A 15,550-nucleotide genomic window follows, 5' to 3' on the forward strand; every position below is an offset into this window, starting at 1 on the left:
ATGGCCAGCGTAACAATCGACAAGGTCGTCAAGCGCTACGGAAGCGCTGAGGTCATTCACGGCATTGAGGCAACCTTCAACGAGGGCGAATTCGTCGTCCTCGTCGGCCCATCGGGCTGCGGGAAATCAACCTTGCTGCGGATGATCGCGGGCCTGGAGGAGATCTCCGGTGGTGAGATATCGATTGGCAGCAAGGTGGTGAACAATCTGCCGCCGAAGAGCCGCGATATCTCGATGGTCTTCCAGAATTATGCGCTTTATCCGCATATGACCGTCGAGGAGAACATGGCGTTTTCGCTCACGCTGGCGGGCGCCAGCAAGGAGGAGAAGCAGAAGAAGGTGCGTGAGGCGGCCGAAATCCTCGGCCTTGTGCCGCTGCTTCAGCGCAAGCCGAAGGCCTTATCCGGCGGCCAGCGTCAGCGTGTCGCCATGGGCCGCTCGATCGTCCGTAAGCCGCAGGTCTTTCTGTTCGATGAGCCGCTTTCCAATCTCGACGCCAAGCTTCGCGTGCAAATGCGCGGCGAGATCAAGTCGCTGCATCGCCGCCTCGGGACGACGATGATCTATGTCACGCACGATCAGATCGAAGCGATGACCATGGCCGATCGTATTGTCGTCATGCAGGCTGGCAAGATCGAGCAGGTGGGTTCGCCACTCGAGCTTTATGATCGCCCCGCGAATGCCTTCGTGGCGCAGTTCATCGGCTCTCCGGCCATGAACCTGTTTCCGGCGGTCGCCCGCTCGGGCGATCTTGTTCTGCAGACGGGCAAGGGGACGGGGCTGAAAGCGCCCGCCGGCGTCCGTGAAGGGCAGACGGTGTTGATCGGCAAGCGTCCCGAAGAAATCGCGCTCGTTGCCGAGGGCGATCTTGAGGCCGTTGTCGAGAACATCGAGCCGACGGGCGCGGAAACCTTCGTGGAGGCGCGCCTCGGCGACCAACTCGTCTCTGTCGTCTTGCGAGAGCGGCCGCAATTCGACATCGCCAGCCGGCAATACCTTTCGCTCGCCAAGGGCAGCGTGCATCTGTTCGATCAGGAGACGGGACGACGGATCGCGTCCGTATAAATCAACCAATCCCAACGCTCGCCCGCGCTTTGGCGCACGGCCGAGCGTTGGCCCATGGCCAGTGCCTTCGCGCTGGCGACCCACCTCTGTCTCACAAAAGCGCGCTGGCAATATCCTGAAGGATTTTCGCAAGCGATGCGGTTGAGCCAAACGGCCAGTTCCGGCTTCCCGCAAGTTTCACGCCATCATTGATGACAACGGGCAGCATCGGCCACAGAGCCGCGCTTGAAAAGTCGGTCGGGACGCCGTCCGCGAGCAGAACCAGGCATGCGTCATCGCCAATAGTGGCGAGGCCTTCGAGGTCGATGGTCGTGAAGCCGAAGGGCTCGGGTGGAATATCAAGGGCGGCGGTAAGGCCGATCCTGTCGAGAAGGCGGGCGACCGGCGCGTTGGGCGCGAAGATTCGGAGCCTCGGGACACCGGGTAGCGGCTGCGCGACCAGGATTTTCCTGCCGCTTGCGCCGCCGGCGATCTGCGTTTTCAGCCGGTCTATCTGCTCATCGAAATCGGCGAGAAGCGCCTGTGCGGCAGGCCGACGGTCGAGGGCGTCTGCGGCGTCGCGGACATTGCCATAGACGGCGGCCAGTAGGTCGTTATCGTCTGGCTGGTCGTCGAGAAGCACTGTCGGTGCGAAGGTGCGCAGACGTGCTTCCAGCGACTGGTGCCTGAATTTCGAAGACAGGACGAGGGTCGGTGCAAGCTTGCGGATTGCTTCCAGGCTAGGCTGCTGCCGGCGGCCAATCTCGGTGGATCCGGCAAGGGCGTCGGCCTCGACGTCGACCCATTGCCGGTATCCGGCGATTTCGGCGACGCCCACCGGGTGGACACCGAGGGAGAGGCAGATCTCGGTCGCGTTCCACTCCAGTGTCACGACCCGCTCCGATTGGGCCGACAACGCCAGGGATGGTGCCACGAGCGTCGCCGCGGCACCCCAAAGGAACGATCGCCGTCCTGTTGCTATCACCATTTCACGCTCAGAGTTCCCACCACGGTCAGGCCCTGGCCGTAGTAGCACTGAGTGAGCGTGTTGCAACCGGCCACATAGGTCTTGTCACCGAGATTGTAGCCGTTCAGCTGTAACGAGTAGCGGTCGTGTTCGTAGCGGGCGAAGGCGTCCACCAGCGTGTAGCCGGGAACGAAGAAGCTGTTTTCCGAGTTGCCGGCGGTCTTGCCGACATGCCTTGCGCCGCCACCGATGGTGAGCTTTCCGTCCCAGCTGTCGGGAAGTGGAACGTCGTAGCTCACGAACAGCGACTGCTGCTCCTTCGGCACGGTATAGGGCATCTTTCCGATCTGCGAAGCCGTCTGGCTCTCCGTCACTTCGGGATTCTGCCAGCTTGCCGCCGCTGTCAGGTTGACGCCGTCCCACAGATTGGCGGTCGCCTCGATCTCGATGCCGCGCACACGCACTTCGTCGGTCTGATAGTAGACGCCGGCGACGCGGTTGACGACGTTCTGCTGCGTTGCCTCAAACCCGGAAAGCGTGATGCTGTAGTCCTGCCCAGACGGCGCGTACTTGATGCCGACTTCCTTCAGTTCGCCCGTGGTAGGCTTCAGCGGCGTATCGCTGAGTGTCAGAACGGGCAGGAACGAGGTCGAGTAGAGTGCATAAGGCACAAGGCCGTTGTCGAACACATAGGCGGCACCGATCCGGCCGGTGAAGGCGCTCGGGCTGCTGGAATACGGCGTCGTCCTGCCGGTCGAGAGTGCGGTGCTGTCGGAATCGATGCCGACATAGTCCTGCCGACCGCTTAGCGTCAGCCTGAAGTCGCCGAGTTCCATCTGATCCTGAAGATAGATGCCGGCCTGGCGCTGAGTCTGATCAAGCCGCGTCTGCAACGCCGCGGGTGCGACGTTGAGCCCGTATACGGGGCTGAACAGGTCGAGCGTCGGGCCGACCCGTGATCCCGTGTTATTGACCAGGTGCTGGTATTGAAGATCGATGCCGCCGAGCAGCGTATGCTGGATGGCGCCCGTGTCGAACTTGTATTCCAGGTTTGTATCGAGCGCGAAGGCGTCGAGCGTCGGCTGGGCGTTGTAGACCGTGCGGGTGATTGTGCGCTGGTCGGCAAGCAGTCCGCTGGTAAAGAGGTTCTGGTAGTTGAGGTCGAGATAGGAGTAGCGGAAGTTCTGGCGCAGGATGAGATCGTCCGCCAGTTCGTGCTCGAAGCGGTAGCCGAGATAGGCGCTGTTCTTGTCGTAGATCGCCAGCGAGGGATCGCCGTCGGAGAAATCCGTTGGGATCGAGAGGCCAAGGCTGTTGGGCAGGACGCTGCCACGCGCCGGAATGATCGCCGGAACTTGGCCTGCGTCATCCTTCATATAGGCGCCGTAGACTGTCAGGCTGGTGCCGTTATCGGGCGCCCATTTGACGGTGGGGCTGATGGCGACGCGGTCGTTCTTGCCGAAATCGTTCTGCGCATTGCTGTCGCGGTATATTCCCTCCAGCCGGTACGAGACGCCAGAATCCTGGCCGATCGGCCCCGTCGTGTCGAAACCGACTTCCTTCTGCTGGAAGCTGCCGAAGCGGGTATAGGCCTCGCCCTTGGCTTCATCGGAAGGGTCCTTGCTGATCATGTTGACCACGCCGCCGACGTTTGTCTGGCCAAACAGAGCGGAGCTCGGGCCGCGCAGGATATCCACCCGGTTCAGGAAGAATGGATCGACGCGGAAGCCGGCATAGCCGCCGGGCTGGTTTGCGATCTGCGGCAGGCGCAGGCCGTCGAGATAGAGATCGGCGGGGAAGCCGCGAATGGTGAAGTAGTCCGACCGCGTGTCGTTGCCATAACGCTGGCCGTTGACGTTGGCGCTGTAGAGCAGGCTGTCGGCGACGGTCTGCACCGCGCGATCCGTCATCGCGCCGCGTGTGACGACCGAGATCGATTGCGGCGTTTCGGCGATCGGGGTCGATGTCTTGGTCGACGAGGCGCTGTCGCGGGCGACGTAGCCGCGCTGCTCCAGCCGCGCGCCTTTCTCCGCCTTCCCACCCTCGATCACGATCTGCTTCAGCTCGGTTCCCGGCTCGTGATCTTGCGCTTGGGCTGACGTGAACGGAGCTGCGAGGATGAGGAGCGACACACCTGAAATAAGGCGGGCAGAGGTCGCGGCTATCGAGGTGAGAGCGACGGTATTCCCTCGGGAACGGCATGGATTGCGCATGAAGAAGACCTGATTTTCAACTCTGGGACCCGACGCTGGCGGATCGATCGGAAGCCGACGGCGCGACCGCTTGATGAAGCGGCTGAGTCATCGGATTGCGATTTAAGTAGACTTTTTAACTCAATATTGTCAGGTCAATCTTCGACGCGTACGGGCCATATTGTCGCCCGTTCGGGCCGGATTGCGATTTTCGATACCAGATGGGCCAATGCATGAGTTTCACAAGAACCGATGTTCGGACTATGCCTCCGCAAAAGCGGCGTGAGAACACGTTGCCTAGCGACCGAAGTGGGGAAAGGGAAGATCGTTTGAAGCGTTGGCCTCGCGCAATTGACCTGCAGAATGTGCCGCGGCCGGTTGCCGCGATGGCGCGGTCCTATGAGGGGAGCTTCGATTTCGGCTGGCATAGTCATCGTCGCGGCGAACTGCTTCAGGTGATCGACGGCTTCATGACGGCGCGTGTATCCGGCGCCTCCTTCATCATCCCGAGCGGTCACGGATTGCTTGTTGCGCCGGCGGTTCCCCATGCCGTGGTCGCCCATGGTCGAGTCACCATGCACTCGCTTTATATCGAACCCGGCATTGCCGCGCGGCTGAACTGGGATCCTGTTCGCGTCGTACCAAGCTCCAGCCTGCTCTCGGCTGCCGTGGAGGCGCTGCTGGCAGAGCCGGTGCTTTATGATGAAGATGGGCGAGGCGGACACCTTGTCGCGCTCATATTGGACGAGATCGCAAATGCTGCGGAAAGCGGCTTCGCGCTGCCCGAGCCGACCGACAAGAGGTTGCAGCGCCTTTGCACCGATCTGCAAAGTGCACCCGCCATCGATCTCGATATCGACAACTGGGCCGACAAGCTCGGCATGAGCCGGCGAACCATGACCCGCAAGTTCAGGAGCGAGACCGGGATGAGCTTTGCCGAATGGCGCCGACGGCTACGTATTGCGCATGTGCTCAGACGCCGGGCCGAAGGCGCCAAGCTGGAGGAGGCCGCGCTCGACGTCGGCTATAGCAGCGTTTCGGCACTTCGCCGTGCGATCCGGGACGCAATCGCGTGACCGGCATCGTGCAGAAACAGCCGATCGTCGAAGCGCGCGGATTGTCGGTGACCTTCCAGGAGAAGGACGCGCTGGCGCGGGTGACGGTCGATATTCTGCCGGGGCGAATAACGGCGATCTGCGGCGCCAACGGTTCCGGCAAGAGTACGCTGATGAAATGTCTGGCCGGCTTGGAGACGCCGAGCGCGGGCGAGATCGCCCTCATGGGTCGGCCGCTTGCCGATTACACGCGCCAGGAGATCGCCCGGCAAGTGGCGGTCGTCGGTCAAAATCCCGAGGTGCCCGCCGGCTTCAATGTCCGCGAACTCGTCGCCCAGGGGCGCTATCCCCATCTGCCCTGGCTAGGGCGTCCAGGGCGTGGAGATAACGAGGCGGTCGATGCGGCGATGGCGCGCGTGGGAATGGAAGAGCTGCAGGGCCGTGAGGTCGCGACATTGTCCGGCGGCGAGCGCCAGCGGGCATGGCTTGCGATGGCACTGGCCCAGGCGCCACGCGTGTTGTTTCTCGATGAGCCGACAAGCTTCCTCGACATTCGCCACCAGTCGGAGTTGCTGCGCCTGCTTCGACAATTGAACCATCGAGACCATTTGACGATCGTGGTGGTCCTCCACGACCTCAACCAGGTGATGGACATAGCCGATGACGTTGTTCTCATGCAGGGCGGCCGGATATTGGCATCCGGTCCGACGGCGGATGTGCTGACGCCCGTCCTCATGAGCGATGCCTTCGACTGCAGGGTCGATCTCGTACCCCACCCGCGAGACGGGCGTCCGTTCTGTCTGGTCGACTGGACGTTCGACGATGCTGATGAGAAACAGGTGGCGCGGTGAGAGGTCGGGCTGCCGAACCGATTCTGTGGCTGACGGGATTGTTTATCCTGTCGGTGCTCGCGGTGCTGGATCTGACATCCGGCAGCGTGAAGGTGGGCTGGAGCGATCTTGTTGCTTTCGTCGGCAGACCCACAACGTTGGCACAGGTCATCCTCGAAACGGTGCGCTTTCCCAGACTGGTGGCCGCCGTTCTTGTCGGCGCCGCGCTGGCGATGGCCGGCACGGTGATGCAGACGACATTGCGCAATCCGCTTGCCGCACCAGACATCGTGGCGGTGACAAGCGGCGCGCAGTTTGCGCTTGTTCTGGCGACGCTCGTCTTGCCCTTTTATGTTCCGCCGCTTGCCGCGACGATCGTCGGCGGTGCCCTTGGCGCCCTGATCTGCATAACGGTCGCCGGCGGCATCAGGACGACGCCGATTCACCTGGCGCTCGCGGGTGTCGCGGTCTCGCTCTGCTTCACGGCCCTGTCGTCTGCCATCATATTGGTCGAGGACGATCGCGCCTCGGGGATGGTTCTCTGGTCCGCGGGTCTTCTCGACCAGACGGGCTGGTTGAAGATCGCCACGGCCAGTCCGGCGATCATTGGCGCAGCCGCGGCGCTGGCGCTCATGACGCGAACCCTCGATCTCTTTGCGCTCGGCGACAACGCAGCGAAGAGCCTTGGCCTGACGCGCGGCGTGACGGTTGGCGGCATAGCCGCGTCGATCGTGCTGTCGGCCGCCGCCGTGACGTTGGCTGGACCCATCGGCTTCGTCGGTTTGGCGGTGCCCAACCTGCTGCGCACATTCGGTGTCGTGCGCCACGTACGTCTTCTTCCGCTTGCCGGGCTTTGGGGTGCGAACGCCGTGCTATCTGCCGATGTCATCGTTCAGCTCCTGTCGCGCAGCGGATCGATCATCCCGACCGGAGCGGCGATTGCCTGCATGGCCGCGCCGGCGATGTTCTTCGCCCTTCGCTTCGCTGCCACCAGGCAGGATGGCGTTGCGCGAACAGCGGCATCGTCCTGGCGTCTTTCGGCATTCCAGCTTGCGGCGCTGCTCATCGGCTTGTCGGTGCTGACGCTGCCGGCGGCATTGATCTTCGGGGGCGATGCGACGCCATCGCTGCAGGATGCGCTCGCCAACCTCGACATCCGCCTTCCGCGAATGATCATCGCATTGGGGGCCGGAGCGCTGCTCGCCGCGGCAGGCGTCGTTCTTCAGGCGGCGAGCCGCAATCCGCTTTGCGGACCGGAAACGCTGGGGATATCCCAGGGCGCCGGGCTTTTCAGCCTCGTCGCGCTTCTTGCTGGCCTCGAACCCGGCAGCCTGGGGTTTCAGTTGTCGGCCATATCGGGCGCCTTTACAGCGCTCGCCGCAATCCTGTTTTTCGGAACGCGGCCTTCACCGCAAAGGCTGATCCTTGCCGGCGTGGCGGTCGCGGCCACCTTCTCGGCGGCCAGCACCTTCATAGTCGTATCCGCACGCCTGCAAACCGCGCAGGCACTGTCGTGGATGGCCGGCTCCACTCACGGTCGCGGCAACGCCGACGTCCTCGCGATGCTCCCATGGCTCGCATGTCTTTGCATGATCGCATGGATGGCACGCCGCCACCTCGACACGCTCTGCCTCGGCGACGATACCTCTCACTCGCTGGGCATGCCCACATCGACGGCGAGAATGATTGCAGCCACTCTCGCATGCTTCTGCACGGCGATCGCCGTTTCCGCCATCGGTCCCGTGGCCTTCATCGGGCTCCTCGCCCCGCACGCCGCCCGCTTCCTCGCCGGCGCGCGGCACGGCAGGCTTCTGCCGGTCTCAATGACGCTGGGAGCCTTCCTTCTGGCAGCCGCCGACGTGGTGGGAAGGACCATCCTTGCCCCAAACGAAATTCCGGCCGGTATCGTGACCGCCCTTCTCGGCGCGCCATTGTTCGTCCTTGTCTGGCGACGACGCCTGGCGGGCTGAGGGGGCGCGGATTTAAATGCTTCCGCGCGACATGCCGGCACTCAATCGTTGCACAAGAGAAGCAGAACAAAAAATGTGCGTTCTCGAGGAGGCAAGTGAATGCCGTCACAATGCACTTCTACGAGTGCGCAGCACAGCAATGTCGATTCTGTGTCATGCTATTTCGTCGCGTAGACTCGAGATTCCTGGAGCCGTCCGCCATGCGACACAACATACTACGACGGCAAGGAATGGCGTAAGACACACTGCGCGCTTCGAGCGGGCCGTTATGCGTTTGGAGATTGATCGAAGATCGTCCGGTTAGCCTGCCCACATGGCCGATGCAGTCAGCGGCTCCGCTTCAGGGCCTCGGTGATTTCCGCGCGCGCTACCCCGATCAGCGTTTCCATCGCGCGGCGCGCATCATCAGGATTGCGCATGCGGATTGCCTCGAGCACGTCCTGGTGCTTCTGGATCGCCTGCTCGTGCGATTGGCTGGCGCGGTTGGTCAGCCGGAAGCTGGCAAGCAGCGCCGCGCGGATCGCACTGGCGAATTGGCGGTAGACCCAGTTGCCGCTGGCGTTGATGATCGCCGTGTGGAATTCGAGGTCGGCGCGGCTCCATTCCTCGTTGTCGCGGGCGTTCGCATCGACCATGTCCTCGAAGGCCTGGGCGATCCGGGCGAGTTGCTTGGCGGTGGCTTTCGTCGCCGCATGGGCGGCGGCGGCTGGCTCAAGCAGCTGCCGTGCATCGATCAGCGAGGTGTAGAATGCCTCGTCCCCGCCGATCTCAAGCATCGCGTCGAGCACCAGCGGGTCGAGGTAGTTCCAGTTCTCTCGATGAAGCACGATCGTTCCGGCGCGGGTGCGCGATCGAACCATGCCGAGCGCGCCCAGATACTGCATGGATTCGCGCAGGCTCGTACGGCTGACGGCGAATTGCTCGGTCAGTTCTGCCTCATTGGGTAGCGTCGAACCTTCGGCGAACTCACCGGCCACGATCATGTGCACGAGACGCGACAGCAAGGACTCGCGAACGGTCCTCCTCCCACGGGAGGCGATCTCGACGCCACCTTCTGTCAACTTCCTGTCCGTCCGCGCTATCGCCACGATGTGCCTCCGATTCCCTAGGTCTCAGCTTGCTGTCGGTCTCAAGCCAGTCAAGCGTGGGTGTCGAAAAATACGATTTATAGGCGCAGCTGTCCCCCGCTGAGAAATCTTTAGCACAGGATAGGCACATAAAAACACATCTTATAAAAAATAAATCCTATTTATATTGACATTAGTAAGACCAGGAATATGGTTGGTGCGGCTGGAGGAGCCGGGCGGGTCCGCGTTCCTGACACCATCAGATCTCAAGGGAGGGAGCGATGAAGCTCATTACGCGCGCCACCATGCTGGCACTTGGAACATTCGCCGCGGCCGGGCTGTCGCCCGCTTTCGCACAGGACAAAGACCTCAAGGTCGGCGCGATCTACATGGACGCGCAGGGCTTCTACGCCGGCGTCCGCAAGGGCATCCAGACCGGTGCCAACGAAGCCGGCCGCAAGCTCGATGTCATCGAAACCAATGCCCAGGGCGATGCGAGCAAGGAATCGTCCTTCATCGATTCCCTCATCTCTTCCGGCGTTCAGGCAATCATCGTTTCCCCGGTTTCGGCCGACGGTTCCTCGCGTGCTATCCGTCGCGCCCATGACGCGGGGATTCCCGTCGTCTGCTACAATACGTGCCTGAACGATGCCGACATGAAGGAGTACATCTCCGCCTACGCAGTCGGCGATCCCTATGATTTCGGCCACAAGCTCGGCGAAGCCGCCGCAGACTACTTTATCGCCGAGAAGAAGGATGCACCAAAGATCGCGGTTCTGAACTGCGAATTCGTGGAAGTCTGCGTGACGCGCCGCAAGGGCTTCGAGGAAGCGCTGAAGGCCAAGGTGCCGGGTGCGCAGATCGTCGCCAACCAGGAAGGCGCGATTCTCGACAAGGCGGTTTCGGTCGCCAGCACCATGCTGTCGTCGAACCCTGATATCGATGCGTTCTTCGGCGAAGCCGGCGGCGCGACCCTTGGTGCGGCGCGTGCCGTCAAGAGCCAGGGCAAGACCGGTCAGGTCGTGGTCTTCGGCGGCGACATGACGACCGAGATCGCCCAGGAACTCTCCGACTTCACGGTCATCAAGGCCGTCGTCGACATCTCGGGCCAGGGCCTCGGCAAGCTGGCGCTCGCCCAGGCGATCAAGTCCGTCGATGGCCAGGCGCCAGCCGACATCAAGGTTCCCTACGACATCGACGTTTACAAGTCTTCCGAAGACGGCAAGGCTTGGCTGAAGGCCCACGCCGACGGTATTCCGTGAGGCCCAGGGCCTGAGTTTCACGACAATCGAGGCCGCCAGGCGACTGGCGGCATCTTTCATCGGTGGAAAGTTTCATGACACAGACATCACTTGCGCCCAACCTCGCTCACCGCCCGATCGCATCCATCAAGGGGTGCACGCGCTGCTATCCCGGCGTGCTCGCGCTTGACAACGCGACATTTCAGGTTGCCGGCGGAGAGGTGAGGGCGCTGCTCGGCAAGAACGGCGCGGGCAAGTCGACGCTGATCCGGATGCTGACCGGCGCGGAAATTCCAGATAGCGGCACCGTCGAGGTCGATGGCGAGGAGCTGCGCCACAGCGGCTCCGGGCGCGCTCAGGACGCTTTCGACAAGGGCGTTCGCGTCGTCTACCAGGAGCTTAGCCTGGTTCCAGGCATGACGCTCGCCGAAAACCTGTTTCTCGGGCGCTGGCCGCGAAAGGGTGGCGTCATCCAGTATGCCGAGATGGAGGCGGAGGCTTCCGAGGCGATGGGCCGGCTCGGTCTCGACCGCGCGCCCAACACGCTGGTGGCAAGCCTGAGCCCCGCCGAACGGCAGCTGCTGGAGATCGCCCGCGTTCTCCTCGGAAAGCCGAAGCTCGTCATTCTCGACGAGCCGACGAGCTCGCTGGCCGCAGCCGAGGCCGAGAAGGTCATGGCCGCCGTGACGCGCATCGCGTCCGAAGGCATCGCCGTCATCTATGTCAGCCACCGCATGAACGAAATCCGCCAGATCGCGCATTCAGCCACCGTCATGCGCGACGGGCGCATCATCGACACTGTTGACGTGAAGGGCGCCGATACGCGCGAGATCGTCCGGCTCATGCTGGGTTCGGAAGGGTCGCAGGCAGCGGCGCTGGAAAACAGAAGCCAGGAAAAGACAGTGCTCGAGGTTCGCAACCTCGCGCTGGCGCCGAAGCTGAGTTCGGTCTCGTTCCATTTGAAGGCGGGCGAGGTTCTTGGCATCGCCGGGTTGCTGGGCGTCGGCCGGACTGAGTTGCTGCAGGCGATCATGGGTGTACGGCGCCAGGATCAGGGCGATGTGCTTGTCGACGGCAAGTCAGTCCGGCCTGGCCACTACAAGCGCATGCTGTCGCGCGGCTTCGGCTACACACCGGAGAGCCGCAAGGAAGAAGGGATCGTTCCGCTTCTCGGCGTCGACGAAAACACGCTGGCGACGAATTTTTCCGGCGTCAGCAAGAGCGGTGTTCTCTCTGCAAAAATGATGGCCGAGGCGACGCGCAAGGTCATCGAACGTCTACACGTCAAGACCGCCCGCACCGACACGCCGATCGGCACGCTGTCCGGTGGTAACCAGCAGAAGGTCGTCATCGGCCGCTGGGTCTATGCCGACAGCCGCGTTCTCCTGCTCGACGAGCCGACAAGGGGCGTCGATGTCGAAGCCAAGGCGCAGATCTATGCCATCATCCGCCAGCTGGCGGCCGAAGGGCGCAGCGTCATCTTCGTCTCCAGCGAGATCGAGGAACTGCCGCTCGTCTGCGACCGCGTACTGGTCTTGCGCGACGGAACGCTCTGCGAAGAATTCAAATCACCAAACATCGATCAGGATGCCTTGATGGCCGCCTGCATCGCCGGACATTGAGGAGAGACGCGATGTCACTCGACCAGGCTGCAACGTCAGCATCATCAAGCAAGAAGTCGGGCTTCAGCTTTTCCCAGCACATGAACGAGCTGAGCCTCTTCGTCGCCATCGTCGTTCTCTATGTGGTCTTCACATCGACGGCCAACGGCTTCCTTTCCTTCAACAACCAGATCAACATCCTGCGCGACGCCGCCACGATCGGCATCGCGGCCTGGGCAGCGACCCTGATCATCATCGCCGGCGAGATCGACGTCAGCGTCGGGCCGATGGTGGCGTTCATCTCGGTGGTTCTGGCCTTCCTGCTGCAATGGGGCGTGCCGACACCGGTAGCCTTCGCGCTGTCGATTGTCATCAGCGCGCTGCTCGGCTCGATCGCCGGCGCCCTGCGCGCGTATTTCGACGTTCCCTCCTTCGTCGCGACGCTTGGTCTCTGGAGCGCGCTTCGCGGAACGGCGCTATTCGTCACCGACGCGCTTCCTGTCTCTATCGGCCGCAACGACACGCTCGACGCGCTTGATCGCTCCGTGCTCGGCATTCCGCCAGCAGCGATCATCATGCTGGTCTTCTTCGCGATCTTCGCTTTCGTCAGCCGCAAGACCGCGTTCGGACGCTCGGTCTTTGCTATCGGCGGCAACGCGCACGCCGCCTTCTTGAGCGGCATCAGCGTTTCGAAGATCCGCGTGGCGCTGTTCGCGATCGCCGGCGCCATGGCCGCCATCTCCGGCATCCTGCTCGTCTCCCGTCTTGGCTCGGGCAATGCGACGGCGGCGAACGGGCTTGAGTTCGACGTCATCGCGGCTGTGGTCGTCGGCGGCACGTCGCTCTCCGGCGGACGCGGCTCCATGCTTGGAACGCTGCTCGGTGTCCTCGTCATCACGCTCATCGGCAACGGCCTTGTCTTGCTCGGCATCAATCCGTTCTTCCAGCAGGTCGTGCGCGGTCTCATCATCGTCATCGCCGTGCTCGCCAACATCCAGGCGATCAAGCGCAGCATGTCGCGCAACAAGGGCTGATGCGATGACCGTGCTCGATCTGAAATCCGGATCGCTTTCGCTTCGCGTCTCGTCCAAGGGAGGTCTGGTCCTGGGCTTCTGGAAGGAGACGCGGAGCGAAAGCGTGCCCCTGCTGCGCCCGGCGCCATCGGTGGAGGCGGATGCACTCTCGTCCGCCTGCTACCCGCTCGTCCCCTTCGGCAACCGCGTCCGCGACAACAGCTTCGTCTTCGACGGTGCTGAGTATCGGTTCGAGCCGAATACCGACTGGGACAAGCATTATCTCCACGGCGAAGGCTGGCAGTCCGATTGGACGATCGACCGGCAGGCCGATGACATGGTCGAGATGAGCTTTGCTCATCGCGGCGGCAACACGCCTTATGTCTACCGGGCGAGCCAACGCTTCGCGCTCGACGCATCTGGCCTTACGATGACGCTGACGGTAGAAAATCGCGGCGACAAGGCGATGCCCTTCGGCCTCGGCTGGCATCCCTATTTCCCGATGACGCTGCGGACGACGTTGCAAGCGCGGTCGCAGACATTCTGGACCGAGGTCGAGGGCTGGTTGCCGGGCGAGCGGACGGATATTCCAGCCGATCTCGACTTCAGCCAACCGGCGGGGCTGCCGCATCGCTGGGTCAACAACGGCTTTGAAGGCTGGGACGGTAAGGCAACAATCGCCTGGCCCAAGCGGCGGACCGCGTTGACGCTTGAGGCGGATCCCATCTTCAAGCATGCCTTCGTCTTCGTGTCCGACACCGGTTTCGACCCGAGCTTCAAGCGCGATTATTTTTGCTTCGAGCCGATGACGCACCTGGCGGATGGCCATCACCTCGCCGATCTCGGTGATCTGAAGGTGCTGGCGCCGAATGAAAGCCTCTCGGGCAGCGTTCGGCTGCGCCCTGAGGCCATCTAAGAATACTAGACCGGAGTTGGTGAATGTCCGCGAAAGACCGTTACGACTACATCATTATTGGCGGCGGAAGCTCCGCCTGCGTGGTCGCGGCCAAACTGGTGCGAGAGGGCAAGGCGAAGGTTCTGATGCTTGAGCGGGGGCCGGCGAAGGCGAACCCGATCATGCATTTTCCTGCCGGCTACATGAAGTTCCTCGCCAAGGACACCTACCTCGCTATGCACCAGACGAAGCCGCAGCCGCAGCTCGACGGGCGCGGCCCGATCGTGCCGCAGGGCAAGGTTCTGGGTGGCGGCAGCACCGTCAATGCCATGGTCTACATGCGCGGTCAGGCGGCGGATTTCGATCTGTGGAACGAGCTGTCGACGCCTGAAGGATCGAACGACGATGCATGGTCCTATCGGGACCTGTTGCCCTACTTCAAGGCGCAGGAGGACAACGATCATCTCGCTGGCGAGTTTCACGGCGTCGGCGGCCCGCTGAAGATTTCGCATCTTGGCCATACCAGCCCGATGACGCGGACTTATGTGAAGACGCTGCAGGGCATGGGCATTCCCTACAACCCGGATTTCAACGGCGCCCAGCAGTTCGGTGTCGGCTTCATGCAGCACACGATCGACTGGAAAACGCGCAAGCGTTCGAGCGCCGTCGATGCCTTCCTGGCGCCTGTGATGAGCGATCAGCTTTTGACGATCGAGACGGGCGCCACCGTCACCTCGCTTGATATGGACGGCGACCGTGTCACCGGCGTGCGCTATATGCAGAACGGCACGCCGAAGCACGCCGAAGCCGGAAACGAGGTCATCCTGGCGGCCGGCGCCTACCAGACGCCCAAGCTGATGATGCTCTCAGGCATCGGCCCCGAAGACGAGCTGAAACGTCACGGCATTAAGACGACCGTAGCGCTGTCAGGCGTCGGCAAGAACCTTCAGGACCACTATGAGTGCCCTGTCGTCGCGACCACCAAGGGATCGTTCGGCTATTACGGCCAGGATCGCGGCTGGCCGATGATAAAGGCCGGGTTGCAATATCTGATGTTCAAGTCCGGCCCTGTGTCGACGACGGGCGTCGAGACCTGCGCGTTCTACGATCCCGACGGCAACAACGAGCGGCCGACCATCCAGATGTTCTGCGTGCCGACGGTCTATCTCGATCGCGATGTGATGGGCACCGATCCGGGCGACGGGGTGACGATCAACTCGCTGCTGCTACGGCCCAAGGCGCGCGGTTCCGTTACGCTGGCCTCGAGCGACCCGTTCGCCAACCCAATCGTCGATACGCAGATTTTCGCGCATCCCGATGATCTGAGGCTGACGATGGCGAGCTTTCGTTTTGCCCGCACGGTGCTCGATGCCTCCCCGTTGAAGGAACTGATCGACAAGGAAATCTTTCCCGGCCCCGACGTTACCAGCGACGAGGCCATCGCTGCCCATTGCAAGCGTACCGTCAAGACCGGCTACCATCCTGTCGGAACCTGCAAGATGGGGGCGGACAGCGATCCGGAAGCCGTGCTCGACACGCAATTGCGAGTTCGCGGCACTCGCGGCCTGCGCGTCGTCGATGCTTCTCTGATGCCTGCCATCGTCAGCGGCAACACCAACGCGGCGGTTCTCGCCGCCGCTGGAAAAGCCGCCGACCTCATTCTCAGCTAACGCGA

Annotated in this window: 12 protein-coding genes; 9 read left to right on the forward strand and 3 right to left on the reverse strand. The window is 62.6% G+C overall.

What is annotated here, in order from left to right:
* Positions 1-1,065: a sn-glycerol-3-phosphate ABC transporter ATP-binding protein UgpC gene (gene ugpC / locus D460_RS0106385; protein ID WP_018897689.1), complete on the forward strand. Its 1,065-nt coding sequence runs from the start codon at positions 1-3 to the stop codon at positions 1,063-1,065.
* Between the two features lie 91 nt (positions 1,066-1,156).
* Here the strand turns inward: ugpC and D460_RS0106390 are convergent, their stop codons facing one another.
* On the reverse strand, positions 1,157-1,978 hold the full coding sequence (locus tag D460_RS0106390; RefSeq protein WP_245267717.1) for an iron-siderophore ABC transporter substrate-binding protein: 822 nt from the start codon (positions 1,976-1,978) through the stop codon (positions 1,157-1,159).
* Positions 1,979-2,025: 47 nt separating this feature from the next.
* The gene (locus tag D460_RS0106395; protein WP_245267718.1) at positions 2,026-4,062 is read right to left on the reverse strand and encodes a TonB-dependent siderophore receptor; all 2,037 of its coding nucleotides are present in this window, start codon (positions 4,060-4,062) and stop codon (positions 2,026-2,028) included.
* A gap of 470 nt (positions 4,063-4,532) precedes the next feature.
* Between D460_RS0106395 and D460_RS0106400 the strand changes: the two genes are divergently transcribed.
* Genes D460_RS0106400 through D460_RS0106410 form a run of 3 tightly spaced genes read left to right on the forward strand, consistent with a single transcriptional unit; the run spans position 4,533 to position 8,058 of the window.
* Positions 4,533-5,279 (forward strand): helix-turn-helix transcriptional regulator, encoded by a 747-nt coding sequence (locus D460_RS0106400; RefSeq protein WP_018897692.1) that lies wholly within the window; start codon positions 4,533-4,535, stop codon positions 5,277-5,279.
* Entirely contained in the window at positions 5,276-6,109 is an 834-nt protein-coding gene (locus tag D460_RS0106405; RefSeq protein ID WP_018897693.1) for an ABC transporter ATP-binding protein, read from the forward strand. Before D460_RS0106400 ends, D460_RS0106405 begins: the two co-directional genes overlap by 4 nt.
* Complete coding sequence (locus D460_RS0106410; RefSeq protein ID WP_018897694.1) at positions 6,106-8,058, forward strand: iron ABC transporter permease; 1,953 nt, start codon at positions 6,106-6,108, stop codon at positions 8,056-8,058. The genes D460_RS0106405 and D460_RS0106410 overlap by 4 nt, the downstream gene beginning before the upstream one ends.
* Positions 8,059-8,384: 326 nt before the next feature.
* Here D460_RS0106410 and D460_RS0106415 read toward each other — a convergent pair whose 3' ends face one another.
* Positions 8,385-9,146 carry a FadR/GntR family transcriptional regulator gene (locus D460_RS0106415; protein ID WP_026282859.1) on the reverse strand — a complete coding sequence of 254 codons (762 nt, stop codon included), beginning with the start codon at positions 9,144-9,146 and terminating at the stop codon, positions 8,385-8,387.
* A 260-nt stretch (positions 9,147-9,406) separates the two neighbouring features.
* On the opposite strand from D460_RS0106415, the gene D460_RS0106420 reads away from it, so the two are divergent.
* The 5 genes from D460_RS0106420 (at position 9,407) to D460_RS0106440 (ending at position 15,545) form a co-directional block, all read left to right on the forward strand.
* Positions 9,407-10,387: a substrate-binding domain-containing protein gene (locus tag D460_RS0106420; RefSeq protein WP_018897696.1), complete on the forward strand. Its 981-nt coding sequence runs from the start codon at positions 9,407-9,409 to the stop codon at positions 10,385-10,387.
* A gap of 74 nt (positions 10,388-10,461) precedes the next feature.
* Positions 10,462-11,988: a sugar ABC transporter ATP-binding protein gene (locus tag D460_RS0106425; RefSeq protein WP_018897697.1), complete on the forward strand. Its 1,527-nt coding sequence runs from the start codon at positions 10,462-10,464 to the stop codon at positions 11,986-11,988.
* Positions 11,989-11,999: 11 nt separating this feature from the next.
* Positions 12,000-13,001 carry an ABC transporter permease gene (locus D460_RS0106430; protein ID WP_018897698.1) on the forward strand — a complete coding sequence of 334 codons (1,002 nt, stop codon included), beginning with the start codon at positions 12,000-12,002 and terminating at the stop codon, positions 12,999-13,001.
* A gap of 4 nt (positions 13,002-13,005) precedes the next feature.
* On the forward strand, positions 13,006-13,896 hold the full coding sequence (locus tag D460_RS0106435; RefSeq protein ID WP_018897699.1) for an aldose 1-epimerase: 891 nt from the start codon (positions 13,006-13,008) through the stop codon (positions 13,894-13,896).
* 23 nt (positions 13,897-13,919) lie between these two features.
* Positions 13,920-15,545: an FAD-dependent oxidoreductase gene (locus tag D460_RS0106440; RefSeq protein WP_018897700.1), complete on the forward strand. Its 1,626-nt coding sequence runs from the start codon at positions 13,920-13,922 to the stop codon at positions 15,543-15,545.
* The last annotated feature ends 5 nt before the right edge of the window (positions 15,546-15,550 follow it).

Source organism: Rhizobium sp. 2MFCol3.1 (assembly GCF_000377565.1).
Lineage (GTDB): Bacteria > Pseudomonadota > Alphaproteobacteria > Rhizobiales > Rhizobiaceae > Rhizobium.